12 protein-coding genes are annotated in these 12,727 nt (G+C 75.0%); 3 read left to right on the forward strand and 9 right to left on the reverse strand.

The genetic code is table 11. The features are described 5' to 3' along the window. Positions 1-261: 261 nt before the first annotated feature. The 3 genes from C7C46_RS07915 to C7C46_RS07925 all read right to left on the reverse strand — a co-directional run bounded on the left by C7C46_RS07915 (position 262) and on the right by C7C46_RS07925 (position 3,202). Positions 262-960: an endonuclease V gene (locus tag C7C46_RS07915; protein ID WP_110667177.1), complete on the reverse strand. Its 699-nt coding sequence runs from the start codon at positions 958-960 to the stop codon at positions 262-264. A gap of 82 nt (positions 961-1,042) precedes the next feature. Beyond that, on the reverse strand, positions 1,043-1,780 hold the full coding sequence (locus C7C46_RS37245; protein ID WP_110667179.1) for an RDD family protein: 738 nt from the start codon (positions 1,778-1,780) through the stop codon (positions 1,043-1,045). A gap of 183 nt (positions 1,781-1,963) precedes the next feature. Beyond that, positions 1,964-3,202 carry an RDD family protein gene (locus tag C7C46_RS07925; RefSeq protein ID WP_110667181.1) on the reverse strand — a complete coding sequence of 413 codons (1,239 nt, stop codon included), beginning with the start codon at positions 3,200-3,202 and terminating at the stop codon, positions 1,964-1,966. Between the two features lie 379 nt (positions 3,203-3,581). Between C7C46_RS07925 and C7C46_RS07930 the strand changes: the two genes are divergently transcribed. Beyond that, entirely contained in the window at positions 3,582-3,998 is a 417-nt protein-coding gene (locus tag C7C46_RS07930) for an SsgA family sporulation/cell division regulator (protein ID WP_110667183.1), read from the forward strand. A gap of 60 nt (positions 3,999-4,058) precedes the next feature. On the opposite strand, the gene C7C46_RS07935 is transcribed toward C7C46_RS07930, so the two are convergent. The 4 genes from C7C46_RS07935 to C7C46_RS07950 all read right to left on the reverse strand — a co-directional run bounded on the left by C7C46_RS07935 (position 4,059) and on the right by C7C46_RS07950 (position 9,407). After that, positions 4,059-5,387: a glycosyltransferase 87 family protein gene (locus C7C46_RS07935; RefSeq protein ID WP_245984283.1), complete on the reverse strand. Its 1,329-nt coding sequence runs from the start codon at positions 5,385-5,387 to the stop codon at positions 4,059-4,061. A 148-nt stretch (positions 5,388-5,535) separates the two neighbouring features. Then, on the reverse strand, positions 5,536-7,098 hold the full coding sequence (locus C7C46_RS07940; RefSeq protein ID WP_110667186.1) for a glycoside hydrolase family 18 protein: 1,563 nt from the start codon (positions 7,096-7,098) through the stop codon (positions 5,536-5,538). A gap of 129 nt (positions 7,099-7,227) precedes the next feature. Beyond that, entirely contained in the window at positions 7,228-8,643 is a 1,416-nt protein-coding gene (locus tag C7C46_RS07945; protein ID WP_110667230.1) for a sensor histidine kinase, read from the reverse strand. 50 nt (positions 8,644-8,693) lie between these two features. Next, positions 8,694-9,407: a response regulator transcription factor gene (locus C7C46_RS07950; RefSeq protein ID WP_110667188.1), complete on the reverse strand. Its 714-nt coding sequence runs from the start codon at positions 9,405-9,407 to the stop codon at positions 8,694-8,696. Between the two features lie 143 nt (positions 9,408-9,550). Here C7C46_RS07950 and C7C46_RS07955 point away from each other — a divergent pair, with 143 nt between their 5' ends. Further along, entirely contained in the window at positions 9,551-10,102 is a 552-nt protein-coding gene (locus C7C46_RS07955) for a hypothetical protein (RefSeq protein ID WP_110667189.1), read from the forward strand. A 33-nt stretch (positions 10,103-10,135) separates the two neighbouring features. On the opposite strand, the gene hppD is transcribed toward C7C46_RS07955, so the two are convergent. Further along, a complete protein-coding gene (gene hppD, locus C7C46_RS07960) occupies positions 10,136-11,284 on the reverse strand; it encodes a 4-hydroxyphenylpyruvate dioxygenase (protein ID WP_110667191.1) in 1,149 nt (382 codons plus the stop codon). Between the two features lie 136 nt (positions 11,285-11,420). Between hppD and C7C46_RS07965 the strand changes: the two genes are divergently transcribed. Beyond that, complete coding sequence (locus C7C46_RS07965; RefSeq protein WP_110667192.1) at positions 11,421-11,897, forward strand: Lrp/AsnC family transcriptional regulator; 477 nt, start codon at positions 11,421-11,423, stop codon at positions 11,895-11,897. 4 nt (positions 11,898-11,901) lie between these two features. On the opposite strand, the gene C7C46_RS07970 is transcribed toward C7C46_RS07965, so the two are convergent. Next, entirely contained in the window at positions 11,902-12,714 is an 813-nt protein-coding gene (locus tag C7C46_RS07970) for a S16 family serine protease (protein ID WP_245984284.1), read from the reverse strand. Positions 12,715-12,727 lie beyond the last annotated feature (13 nt).

Genomic DNA, 12,727 nt, shown 5'->3' on the forward strand with positions numbered 1-12,727 from the left:
GGGCCGCTCCGGCACTCTGTCGGGCCGGCAGCTGCCCCCCGTCGCAACATTGGACGCGGCACCGAACGGCCCCGTGCGCTGCATCCTCGGACCGCGAGCTGTCGCGGCGATCCGGTTCGGCTACCGAGCGGGCCGGACGTCGAAGTCCGGATCGGGGTGGACAGCTGCCGCAATGCCCCCAAGGCAGCCGCGAGGTCAATGCCACCGCAGTCACGCTCCCGGTGCCTCCGGATGCCACCCCGACCCCGGCCTGACGCCCCGTCACTCCACCGGGTCCGCCACCGCCGCCGCCAGGGCCCGGCGGCAGAGTGAGTCGGCGCGCCGGGTGGTCTCCGGCAGGCGGAACTCGGGGGTCAGGGCCAGCAGCACCTCCACCGCCTCCGGCAGGCCGATCCGGTGGCCGACCGAGACGAAGACCGGCTTCACGCCCGCCCGGGTGCGCACCGCGCGGCCGACCTCGTCGCCGGAGGCGGGGTCGAGCAGCGGGGTCCACGCACCGCGGGCGGGGGCCGGCTCGGTGGCGGTGAAGAGGAACGGGGTCTTGGCGACACCCATGGTCGGCACGCCGGTCAGGACGCCCAGGTGGCTGGCGAGGCCGAGGCGGCGCGGGTGGGCCTGGCCGTAGCCGTCGCAGACGATCAGCGCGGGGGCCGCGGGCAGTTGGGCCAGGGCTTCCAGCACGGCGGGCACCTCGCGGAAGGCGAGCAGGCCGGGGATGTACGGGAACGGGACCCGGCCGACGGCGGTGGCCTCGGCGACGGGGGTGAGGTCGGGGTAGGAGAGCAGCACGGCGGCGGCCGCCACCACGTCGCGGTCGTCGTCGTAGGCCACGTCGACGCCGCAGACCAGTGCGCCCGAGGCCGGCCCGGGGCCGGTCAGCGAGACCAGCGGGCGCAGCCGCTCCTGTTCCGCGAGCGCGTCGGCCTCGGTGGTCGGCCATGGTGCGGTGATCGGGTCCATCGGGTCCCCCTGTGGAACGGACGGCGGTGCGGCCCACACGCTAGCGCGGGCCGCACCGCCGTCCGTCGCACCGGGCGGTCCGTCAGTTCGTGGAGACCACCACGGTCTTCGCCGCCTTGTCGTGCACGCACTGGCGGAACGGCTTGTCGAAGACGCCGAAGACGCCGTCGATCAGCCACCAGAGGCCGCAGCAGATCGCGGCCGGCAGGGTGAAGACGGCGGCCCTGGTCCAGGCTGCCGAACCGGTCGGTGCCGAGCCGTCGGCCAGCATCGCGACCCGGACGTTCATCACCTTCTTGCCGACGGTCTGACCGTCCCGCGCGAGCATCACGCCCTCGTAGACGAGGTACAGGCCGTAGTACAGCCAGACCGCGCCGGCCCACCCGTTGCGGCTGCCGAAACCGGTGAACGGCAGCACCAGGACGGCGGCGACCACCTGGATGATCACGTAGTCGATCAGCCGGGCCAGGATCCGGCTCGGCCAGCTGCCCACCGGCGGCATCCCGGCCACCGGCACGTCACCGTAGGCGGGCGGCTGGTACGGGGTGTACTGGCCCCCGTTGTGGGGGCCGGACGGGCCGGGGGCGCCGGAGGGGCCGGGGCCGCCGGTCGGGCCAGGGGTGCCGTACGGGTCCGAGCTGCCCCCGTACGTCCCCTGGTACGGCCCGGCCCCGGGCGGGGTGTCGTCGTAGGGCGAGCCGCCGCCGTGGGGCGCAGGCGGCGGGGTGTTCGCGGGCGGGACCGGCTGTGGCGGCCGCTGGTCGGAGGGGGGCTGGCCGCCCCCCTCCGGCTCAGGGCTCGAAGGGTCGTAGGTGCTCATGCCAGCAGTAGATCACCGCAAATCTTATGTTCTGCGGATATCTGACCCGTTTCGCCCAAGCTGACACGGGATCAGCAACGGTCGTGGGACTGGCAGGTGCGAGCCGGCCGGCCGATCGCGCGCCCGGCCGCCAGCCGCTCGGCCGATCACCGGCTCGGCAGGAGCCGTCGATGCGACGCAGGATCAGCCGCGCAGCACCCGGCTGCGGCCCACCCGGTCCGGCCAGGAGACCAGGGCGGGGATCCCGATCACCGTCAGCACCAGCAGTTGCCCGAGCAGCCAGCGCACCAGCGAGCGGCCGAACCCGGGCGCCCGCTGGTCGTCCACCGCCGCCACCCGCACGCCGGCCAGCCGCTTGCCCAGGGTCCGGCCCGCCCTGGCGGTGGGGAGCACCTCGAGCAGCAGGCCGGCCAGCAGCACGGTGCCGAGCAGCAGTCCGGCCCGGCCGAGCACCGTGCCGTCCACCAGCCAGACCTGGACCTCACGGCCCGTCAGGTGACTGGCCGTCCGGGCCTGGTCGAGCTTGCGCTGCAGGTAGCTGTCGGTGGCGGAGACCACCGGCACGGCCACGGCGGCGACCACGGCGGCGAGCAGCACGGTGTCCACCAGCCGGGCCAGCGCCCGCCGGCCCAGGCCCGCCCGGACCGCCGCGGGGGCGGCCGGCCGGCGGGCGGCCCGGGCCGGCTGGGGCAGCCGGGCCGAGCGGGACGGCTCGGGCGAGCGGCTCGGGCGGGAGTGCGCGGCCGAGCGGGAGTGCGCGGCCGGCCGGCGCGCGGGCACCGGCGCCGGCCGCGTCGCCACCACGGGCGCGGGCGTGGCCTTCGGCGGTGCCGCGACCTCCAGCGGTGCCACGGCCGCCGCCCGAGCCACGGCCTCCGGCGCCACCACGCCATCCGGCGGAGCCGCGGCCGCCGACGGGGCCGGAACGGCCTCCGCCGGGCCCGGAGCCGACCCCGGGCCCGGCATCGGCACCGGCTCCGGAGACCCCCAGGAGACCCGGGACACCTCCCCCGGCTCCAGCAGCCCGGGCTGCGCCCGCGGATCCGCCCAGCCCGCCCCCACCCCGCACTCCTCGCCCCGGATCAGCACCGCCCCGGCACCGGTCTCGTCCAGGAACACCGGCCCGGTCTCCGGCCCGGCGGCCACCAGCCGCGCCGGAGTCGGCTCCGGCGCCGGCGCCGACTGCGGGACGACGGCCACCGGGGGCGGGATGTACCGCCCCGCCGCGGCCGCCTGCGCCGCCCGCGCGGCGAACCGGGGCGCGACCAGCACCTCCCCGGCGGCGGGCGCCGGCCGGCTGGTCCCGGGCACCCAGGCGGTCCCGTTCCAGTAGCGGACGAAGCCCGGTACGGACGGGTCGGGGTAGTAGCCGGGCTCGGGCACCACGGCGGTGTGACCGGTCGGCAACGGCTGGTCCGGCATTGCAGATCCACTCTCCTGGGAGCCTCAGAGCCTCCGGCGGGGCGCACGCCACGTCGCCGGGCAGTCACAAAGGGTAGCTCCTCCGTCCCGCCCGCGCCGGAACTTGCGCGCGACTTCGCCGTTCCGGGGACACCGCGCCCGCGGACCCGGTTGGCTGACCCCGAGGTCTACCCGCGCACCGGCCCCCCGGCGCCCGTCGCGGCCCCTCCCCCGCCCCGCGCGCGGCCCCGCCCCGTGCGCCCCGCTCCGGCCGCGCGCAACCGTGGTGAAAGCCGATCGCGGAAACTCGCCGAAAGCCGTGTAAGAGTCGGGGCCCACCCCGCTCTCCCTGGTTGTAGCGCCCCTCACGGGCGACGACCGAACGAGAGGACTCGCCGACATGGACAGCCGCACGAGCGTGGTGGAGCACGAACTGGAGCTGAAGCTGGTGCTCTCCCCGGAGCGAAGCGTTCCGGTCCCCGCCCGGTTCTCCTACAGCAGCCACGACCCGTACGCCGTGCACATCACCTTCCACCTGGACACCGGCACCCCGGTGACCTGGGTGTTCGCCCGCGAGCTGCTGGTGGAGGGCACCTTCCGCCCGTGCGGGCAGGGGGACGTGCGGATCTGGCCCACCTGCAACGGGCGCCAGAGCGTGCTCTGCCTGGCACTCACCTCGCCGGGCGGGGACGCGCTGCTGGAGGCGCCGCTTCCGGCGGTGGCGGCCTGGCTGGAGCGCTGCCACCGGCTGGTGCCACCAGGCAGCGAACTGACCGTGCTGGACCTGGACGGTTCCCTCGCCGACCTGCTGGCCTGAGCGGGTGAGCGGCTCCCCACGGCGGTCACCCCGACCGGGCCGACCGCCTCGGCCGACCGGCTACCGAGCCGGGCCGACCGGCAACGGCTGCTCCGGCTCCCGCTGCCGCGGCACCGGCGGCAGCCCGGCCGACCGGCGCCCGGAGCGCAGCCGCACCGCGGCCACCGCCAGGAAGCAGAGCCCGATCCACGGGTACATCCCGGCCGGGACCTGCTTGAACAGGTTCATCTGCAGGTTGGTGATGCCCTTGTGCGGCACCAGCCACATCGAGAAGGAGCAGAACCCGACCACCGTCAGCCAGAACACCGTCCGCCACCGCCGCCGGCGCACCGCCGGCGGCCGGGCGCGCTCGGTTGCGGCCTCGGCGGCCAGCAGCACCAGCAGCGGCACGCACCAGACCCAGTGGTGGGTCCAGCTGATCGGGGAGATCAGCAGCGCGGTGACGGCGGCGCAGCAGATCCCCCAGGCCTCGGCCCGCGGCAGCCGGCGGGCGTTGCGGTAGGTGGCGACCGCGACCGCCAGGCCCGCCACCGCGACCAGCGCGGCGCCCACCGTGGCGGCCGTGCCGGGGTCGGCCAGGTGCAGGAAGCGGGCGAAGACGCCGCGCAGCGACTGGTTGTCGACGATCTCGGTCTTGCCGACCCGGGACGAGTCGTAGAGGTACTTGGTCCAGAAGCCCCAGGTGGCGTCCGGCAGCACCAGGGCGCCGAGCGCGAAGGTGGCCAGGAAGGTCCCGCCGGCCACCAGGGCGGCCCGGATCCGGCCGGTGAGCAGCAGGTAGACCGCGAAGAACCCGGGAGTCAGCTTCATCCCGGCCGCGATGCCGATCCCGACGCCCTTCCACTTGCGGCTGTCCGGCGTGGTCAGGTCCCAGAGCACCAGGCAGAGCAGGATCAGGTTGATCTGGCCGTAGCGCAGCGTGGTGAAGACCGGCTCCAGCCAGACGCCGAGCCCGGCCACCAGCACCACCCCGGCCGGCCGCAGCTCCCGGCGAGGCCAGCCGACCAGCTTGAACGAGAGCAGCGCGGTGAGCCCGAGCAGCACCACGTTGCCCAGCGTGATCGCGATCCGCAGGAACGGGACCGGGAACCAGGTGACCGGCACGAAGAGCATCGCGGCGAACGGCGGGTAGGTGGCCGGCAGGTTCCACTGGGTGACCCGCAGCCCGTACAGGTCGTGCCCGCCCGCCACGGCCGCGCCCTCGGCCCGGTAGACGACCATGTCGACCATCGAGGTGCCGATGAAGTGGCGCACCACCGCGTAGGCCAGCAGCGAGCCGAGCGCGATCAGCACGGCGGTGCGCAGCTGGCGGCGCGGGGCCTGGCGGACGGCCTCGCGCACCTCGCGCACGGCGGTCGTCGACCGCCGCTCCTGTTGCACCGTTGTCACTGCCTGCTCCGTCCAGCCGCCCGGTCCACCGGACTCGGCCGACCAGCCAACGACCATACCCGAGCACCGCCCGCACGGCCTGGGACCAGGACGGCTGCGGGGCCGGGCGCACCCCCGTGCCGCCCGGTCCCGCGGCCGAACCGAGGTGTCAGCCGGCGTAGGCGCCCAGCGCCTTGGTGAAGTCCAGCGGCTGCTGGACGATGCTGCTGCAGCTGGCGTCCGCGTAGCCCTTGGCGCCGCCGGCACAGGCCTTGTCCCGGGTGCCGGACCACATGGCCAGCCAGGCCAGGTGCTTGCTGGTGGCGAAGGCGGCCAGCTGCTGGGCGTCGGCCACCGTGAAGACCTCGCTGGCGACGTCGTTGACGCCGATCATCGGGGTGACCGCGACCTTCGCCCAGGCGGCCGCGTCGGTCAGCCCGAGCACGCTCTTGACCTGGGCCTGGGTGGCGGTGGCCGCGTCGATCGCGTAGCTGCCCATCTTCCCGTTCGGGTTGGGCGCCACGCCGTCGCCGAAGTCCATCGCCATGATGTTGACCGCGCCGATCTGCACGCCGGCCGCCTTGGCGCCGCTGACCAGGGTGATCCCGTCCTGGGTCAGGCCGGTGGGCAGGGCGGGCAGGGTGAAGGAGACGTCCAGGCTGCGGCCCTTGCTCGCGGCGTTCTGCTGCAGCTGGGCGATCGCCTGGTCGCGGCGGGTGTTGGCGGCGCCGTCGGCGAGCGCACCGCCCTCCACGTCGAAGTCGATCCTGGTCAGCCCGTAGGCGTCCACCACCTGCTGGTAGGCCGCGGCCAGCGCGCTCGCCGAGGAGCAGGCGCCGGCCAGCTCGGTGCCGTTGGCGCCGCCGAAGGAGACCCGGGCGTCGCCGCCGATCGCGCGCAGCGCGCCGAGCTGCCCGGCCACCGCGTCGCCCGCCAGGTCGGTGACCCCGCCCCACTTGGGCACGCAGCCGCCGCCGCTGACCACGAAGGCCAGCGTGAAGTTCTTCACGCCGCTCGCCTTGGCGGTGGCCACCAGGTCGTAGGCCGGGTAGAGCGAGGTGTCCACGTACGGGGCGAAGCCGGCCCCGGCGGCCGGGACCGGGACCGGGGTGCTGGTGCCGGTCGGGCTCGGGGCAGCGGTGGTCGGCGCCGGGGTCGGCCTGGCGCTGCTGGCGGATGCGCTGGGCCGGGCGCCGGTCGCCAAGGCGGTGGCGGACGGGGTCGCGGTGACCGGGGGCGCGGTGCTCGGGCGTCCGGACGGGACCGGGGTGGGCCCGCTGCTGGTGCGACAGGGCGCGTTGTCGATCAGGCAGTTGCCCGGCTCGGCCTGGGCGCTGCCGGCGCCCTGGACCACGAAGCCGACGTCCACGCTCTGGCCGGCGCCGATCTGCTGGTTCCAGGAGGCGGGCTTGACCACCACGTGCTGGCCGGTCGCGGTGAAGGTGCCGTTCCACAGCGAGTCGATCTTCGCGCCGTCCGGCAGGTCGAAGCTGAGCGTCCAGCCGTTGATCGTGCCCGACTCGCCGTTGCTGACCAGGTACTGGCCGGTGTAGCCGCTGTCCCAGGTGCTGGTGCGGCTGTACACGGCGCCGAGCGGGGCGGCGCTGGCGCTGGCGGCGAGCACCGCCACCGTGCCGGCCAGCACGGCCGTGGCCACTGCGCTCGCGCCGATCACGGTGCCCTTGCGGCTACGCCGGCGGTGGCCGGCCGGGCGGGTGCTCTGCTTGCTCATCGTCGTGCTCCAGGGGGGCGGGGAGGTCGGGGAGGCCGGTGCGAGTGGCTCCGGCGCCGCCGACGCTAGCTGCCTGCCGGGGCCGGAAACCGGCAGCTCAGGCAGTGGTAGCCGTCCCTTAGGCAAGCGTTAAGGAAGAGCCGGGCCCGGTTCGGCGGACCGCCGCCGGCCCCGGCCCAGCCGCCGGGCGCCCGGGGCCGGCACCGAGGGCCCGGTGCCCAGCCGCAGCCGGATCTCGGCCCCGCCCAACCCGGCCGAGCGGCCCAGCGCGAGGTCGCCGCCGGCCGCCTCGGCCAGCTTGCGCACGATGTCCAGGCCCAGGCCGGTGGACCCCTCGCCGCCGTGCCCCTCGCCCCGGCGCACGGCGGCCGAGGGGTCGGCGAAGCCCGGTCCGGCGTCGCCGACCAGCACGATCACCGCGTGCTCGGTGGCGGTGACGTCCACCGAGAAGGCGGTACCGACGGCGGTGTGCCGGAACACGTTGCCCAGCAGCGCGTCCACGGCGGCCGCCAGGTCGCCGCGCTGCACCGGTACCGGCGCCGGCACCTCCGCGCCGTGCAGCCGCCAGGTGCGCCCCTCGTCCTCGGCCAGCGCGGACCAGAAGCCGACCCGCTCGCGGATCACCTCCGCCGCGTCGCAGCCCAGCGTGACCGCCGGGGCGTCGGCGGGCGCGCGGCGGGCCGAGCGGATGATCTGGTCCACCTCGCGCTCCAGCTGGGCCACCGCGTGCCGGGTGGCGTCGGCCGCGTCGCCGTTGCCCAGCGAGGCGGCGTTCAGCCGCAGCACGGTCAGCGGGGTGCGCAGCCGGTGGGACAGGTCGGCGGCCAGCTCGCGCTCAGCAGCCAGGAGTTGCACCACCCGGTCGGCCATCGCGTTGAACGCGGTGGCAGCGTCGCGCAGTTCGGCGGGAGAACCGTCCACCTCGGCGCCCTCGACCGGGACCCGCACCGCCAGGTCACCCGTCCCCAGCGCCCGGGCGGCACCGGCCAGCCGGCCGGCCGAGCGGACGATCCGGGCGCCCATCCGGTCGGCCACCAGCACCGCGACGGCCACCAGGCCCAGCGCCACCAGCGAGAGCACCAGCCAGGCGGTGGCGACGCCGCGGGTCAGGTCCGCCTCGGCCACGTAGACCTCGACCACCGCGATCCGGCTGGTGTCCACCGCCACCGGCTGCAGCCGGGCGAAGCCGCCGGGCACCTGGACGGTGAGCACCTTGCCCTGGTCGGCCGCGGCCGTGACGTCGGCCGGGACGGCGCGGGCGGTGCCCAGCGTCGGGCCCTCGGTCTCGGCGCTGGCCTGCGGCGCGGGCAGGTGGACCGCGATCCGGCCGCGCGCGCCGGCATCGGTGCTGGCCAGCGCGCGGGCCAGCGCGTCCTGGTCGGTGGTGATCGCCAGCGCCGGGCCGAGTGCCGCGGCCTGCCGGTCGGCGGCCGCGAACGCCCGGTCCCGGGCGGTCTTCTGGACCATCAGGCCGAGCGGGATCAGGAATGCCAGCGCCACCATGGTGGTGCCGGCCACCGCCGCCTTGACCAGCTCCCGGCGCAGCGAGCCGCCGCTGCGCCCGTCGGCCCGCTCCCCCCGGGCCGCACCCCGCTTCACGGCCGCGGCTCCACCGGCTCCACCGGCACCGCCGGCGCCTCCAACCGGACTCCGACCCCGCGCACGGTGTGCAGGTATCGCGGGCTGGAAGCCGTCTCGCCGAGCTTGCGGCGCAGCCAGGACAGGTGGACGTCGATGGTCTGGTCGCCGCCGTAGGTCTGCCGCCAGACCTCGGCCAGGATCTCCTTGCGCGGCACCACCACGCCGGGCCGGGCGGCCAGGAAGGCCAGCAGGTCGAACTCACGGCGGGTCAGGTCCAGCGCCCGGCCCTCCAGCAGCGCCTCGCGCCGCTGCACGTCGATGGCGAGCGCGCCGACCCGCAGCACCGGGGAGACGGGGGCGGCGGTGCCGCCGAGCCGGCGCAGCACCGCGGCCATCCGGGCCGTCAGGTGCTCGCCGGAGAACGGCTTGACCAGGTAGTCGTCGGCACCGTCGTTGAGCAGCCGGACGATCTCGGCCTCGTCGTCGCGGGCGGTGGAGATGATCACCGGGACGTTGGTCAGCCCGCGGATCATCTTGAGCGCCTCGCTGCCGTCCAGATCGGGCAGGCCAAGGTCGAGGATGACCAGGTCGCAGCCGACCTGGGCGACCTCGCGCAGCGCCTCCAGTGCGGTGCCGACGCTGCGTACGGCGTGGCCCGACTCGGTCAGGTGGCGGATCAGGGCCGAACGGACGAACGGATCGTCCTCGACCACCAGGACTGTTGCCATGGGGCTGCACGGTACGGCATCTGGGAATTTCGCAAGAACCCTGACCATTTTCGGTCGGCGGACCAGCACCGCCCCGCCGGGTGGCGCACCCGGCCCGGGGCGCTGACCTGCTCGCGGGACGGATGCGGCAGGATGTCCGCACGATGCGAAGCGGACTGGTTCAGACGGGCGCCTGGGCGGTGGCCACCACGGCAGCGGTGCTGCTGTCCTGGCTGGGCGTCAGCTCGGTGCTCTCGGACGCCGCCTTCGATCCGCCCGCCACCCTGGCACTGCCCGGCTCGGCCACCCCGGCGGCCTCGGGCGGGGTCGGGACCAGCTCGCCGGACGCGACGCTGCCCGACCCGCCGAGCGACCCGCCGAGCGGCACCGCGCCCAGCCCGAGCACCCCGCCCCGTTCGGCCTCCCCCGCCCGGCGCACCACCGGGCCGACCGGCGGTGCGGCCCAGCCGCAGCAGCCGGCCCAGCCGCAGGCGAGCACCGTGCACAGCTACCTGGTGCCCGGCGGGCGGGTGGCGCTGGACGAGCACCCTGACCGGGCCGACCTGGTCTCGGCCACCCCGGACGCGGGCTGGCAGATGCAGATGTGGAACGGCGACCAGTGGATGCGGATCGACTTCTCCAGGGACGGCGCGACCAACTCGGTCTTCGTCACCTGGAACGGACACGCACCGGACGTGCAGACCGTGGTCCGCTGAGCCGAGCCGCAGGCCGCGCCGCGGCGCGGGCCGTCAGAGGTTGCCGCGCTTGTCCTGCTCGCGCTCGATCGCCTCGAACAGCGCCTTGAAGTTGCCCTTGCCGAAGCCCATCGACCCGTGCCGCTCGATCATCTCGAAGAACACGGTCGGCCGGTCCTGCACCGGCTTGGTGAAGATCTGCAGCAGGTAGCCGTCCTCGTCCCGGTCGGCCAGGATCTTCAGCTCGCGCAGCTCCTCGACCGGCACCCGGGTGTCGCCGACCCACTCGCCCAGGGTGTCGTAGTAGCTGTCCGGGGTCTCCAGGAACTCCACCCCGGCCGCCCGCATCTGACGGACCGTGCGGACGATGTCGTTGGTGGCCAGCGCGATGTGCTGGACGCCCGGGCCGCCGTAGAACTCCAGGTACTCGTCGATCTGCGACTTCCTCTTGGCGACGGCCGGCTCGTTGAGCGGGAACTTCACCTTGCGGGTGCCGTCGGCGACCACCTTGGACATCAGCGCCGAGTACTCGGTGGCGATGTCGTCGCCGACGAACTCCTTCATGTTGGTGAAGCCCATCACCCGGTTGTAGAACGAGACCCACTCGTCCATCCTGCCGAGCTCGACGTTGCCCACGCAGTGGTCGATCGCCTGGAAGTTGCGCTCGGCCACCGGCTCGACGATCGGGCCGCGGGCCTGGTACCCGGGCAGGTACGGGCCGCTGTAGCGGGACCGGTCCACCAGGGTGTGCCGGGTCTGCCCGTAGGTGGCGATCGCGGCCAGCACCACGGTGCCGTGCTCGTCGCGCAGCTCCCGCGGCTCGGCCAGCGCGGTGGCGCCGTGCCCGACCGCGTAGGCGAAGGCGGCCGGCACGTCCGGCACCTCGATGGCCAGGTCCACCACGCCGTCGCCGTGCTCGGCCACGTGCCGCTCCAGGAAGGCGCCGCGCTCGGTGCTCGCCTTGACCACCGAGGTGAAGACGAACCGGGCGCCGCCGGACTCCAGCACGTAGCCGGCGGTCTCCCGCGAGCCGGTCTCCGGGCCGCGGTAGGCGGTGCACGTCATGCCGAAGGCGGTCGAGTAGTAGTGCGCGGCCTGCTTGGCGTTGCCGACCGCGAACTCCACGGCGTCCATCCCCTTCACCGGGAAGGGATCGGCCTGGCCCGCGTGGGCAGGGGTGGACGTGGCGGTGGTGTCGGTCATGACGGCCTCCCTGTAGGGCGAGCGTGGCCCGGCTCACACCCTTGCGCAACAGTTCCATTGTGCGCTGGTCAACCCGCGCCGTCCGGCAGGACAATTCCGGTGTCGACTGGACACTCTGCACAGCGAAAGGGCCCCGATGCCGAACTCCCCGATCGACGCGCTGGACGGCGCCCTGATCGCGCTGCTGGCCGAGGAGCCCCGGATCGGCGTGCTGGAGTGCTCGCGCCGGCTCCAGGTGGCCCGCGGCACCGTGCAGGCCCGGCTGGACCGGTTGCGGTCCCGCGGGGTGGTCGGCGGCTTCGGCCCCGAGGTGGACCCGGCGGCGCTCGGCTACCCGGTGACCGCCTTCGCCACCCTGGAGATCTCCCAGGGCCAGGGGGCCGACGTGCGGGCCCACCTGGCCGGCGTGCCGGAGGTGCTGGAACTGCACACCATCACCGGGCAGGGCGACATGCTGTGCCGGATCGTCGCCCGGTCCAACGCCGACCTGCAGCGGGTGATCGACAAGGTGGTCGGCTTCGACGGGATCGTCCGGGCCGCCACCGCGATCGCGCTGGAGAACCCGGTGCCGTACCGGGTGCTGCCGCTGGTGGCCCAGGCCGCCGCCGAGTAGCCGGTCAGCAGCTCGGCACCGGCTGGCCGGCCCGCAGCGCGGCCAGCGAGGTGAGCGCGTCGGTCAGCGCGCGCACCGGGATCAGCTTCAGCTGGGACGGGGTGTTCACCTTGGCGTCCGCGCACTCCAGCTGCGGCACCAGGAAGACGGTGGCCCCGTCCCGCGCCGCGGCCTGGGTCTTCAGCGCCACCCCGCCGACCGCGCCGATGGTGCCCTGGTCGTCGATGGTGCCGGTGCCGGCGATGTTGCGCCCGCCGGTCAGGTCGCCGCCGTGGCCGTCCCCGGCCAGCTTGTCGATGATCGCCAGGCTCAGCATCTGCCCGCCGCTGGGACCGCCGATGTCGCCCAGGTCCACCGTGACCTTGACCTGGTCCGGGGAGAGGTGCAGGTAGTTCAGGGCGACCGTGGTGGCGCTGTCCTGAGCCTGGGTCATCTGGTGCTGGGCCTCGGTCAGGTTGCCCTGCGGGTAGACGCTGTCCCGCGGCAGCACCGCGACCTTCGGGTCCAGCCAGCCGCGGACCGCCTGCTCCAGGGTGACCGACTCGTCGGGCCCGGTGGCCAGGATCGTGGTGACCCGCAGCGACCCGCTGGTCTGCCGCTCCGGCGCCCCGGCCACGGTGACCACCTGGTGGCCCTGGTAGCTGCCCAGCGCGTCGGCGGTGGCCCCCGGCCAGGTCCTGGTGAACGGCAGCGGGGCCAGCCAGGAGACCGCGAGCAGCACGGCCGCCACCAGGGCGCAGAGCAGCAGGGCCCGGCGGCGCGGGGTCAGCCGGGCAGCGGGCTTGGCGGCGGCGGGCGCCGTGGGATCAGCGGACACAGGGGGAATCCAA

Source organism: Streptomyces tateyamensis (assembly GCF_003205575.1).
Taxonomy (GTDB): domain Bacteria; phylum Actinomycetota; class Actinomycetes; order Streptomycetales; family Streptomycetaceae; genus Kitasatospora; species Kitasatospora tateyamensis.

Bases quoted from the DNA above. Each gene is read 5' to 3' on its own strand.
- C7C46_RS07915 (WP_110667177.1), bottom strand. From the start codon at position 960: ATGGACCCGATCACCGCACCATGGCCGACCACCGAGGCCGACGCGCTC.
- C7C46_RS37245 (WP_110667179.1), bottom strand. From the start codon at position 1,780: ATGAGCACCTACGACCCTTCGAGCCCTGAGCCGGAGGGGGGCGGCCAG.
- C7C46_RS07925 (WP_110667181.1), bottom strand. From the start codon at position 3,202: ATGCCGGACCAGCCGTTGCCGACCGGTCACACCGCCGTGGTGCCCGAG.
- C7C46_RS07930 (WP_110667183.1), top strand. From the start codon at position 3,582: ATGGACAGCCGCACGAGCGTGGTGGAGCACGAACTGGAGCTGAAGCTG.
- C7C46_RS07940 (WP_110667186.1), bottom strand. From the start codon at position 7,098: ATGAGCAAGCAGAGCACCCGCCCGGCCGGCCACCGCCGGCGTAGCCGC.
- C7C46_RS07950 (WP_110667188.1), bottom strand. From the start codon at position 9,407: ATGGCAACAGTCCTGGTGGTCGAGGACGATCCGTTCGTCCGTTCGGCC.
- C7C46_RS07955 (WP_110667189.1), top strand. From the start codon at position 9,551: ATGCGAAGCGGACTGGTTCAGACGGGCGCCTGGGCGGTGGCCACCACG.
- hppD (WP_110667191.1), bottom strand. From the start codon at position 11,284: ATGACCGACACCACCGCCACGTCCACCCCTGCCCACGCGGGCCAGGCC.
- C7C46_RS07965 (WP_110667192.1), top strand. From the start codon at position 11,421: ATGCCGAACTCCCCGATCGACGCGCTGGACGGCGCCCTGATCGCGCTG.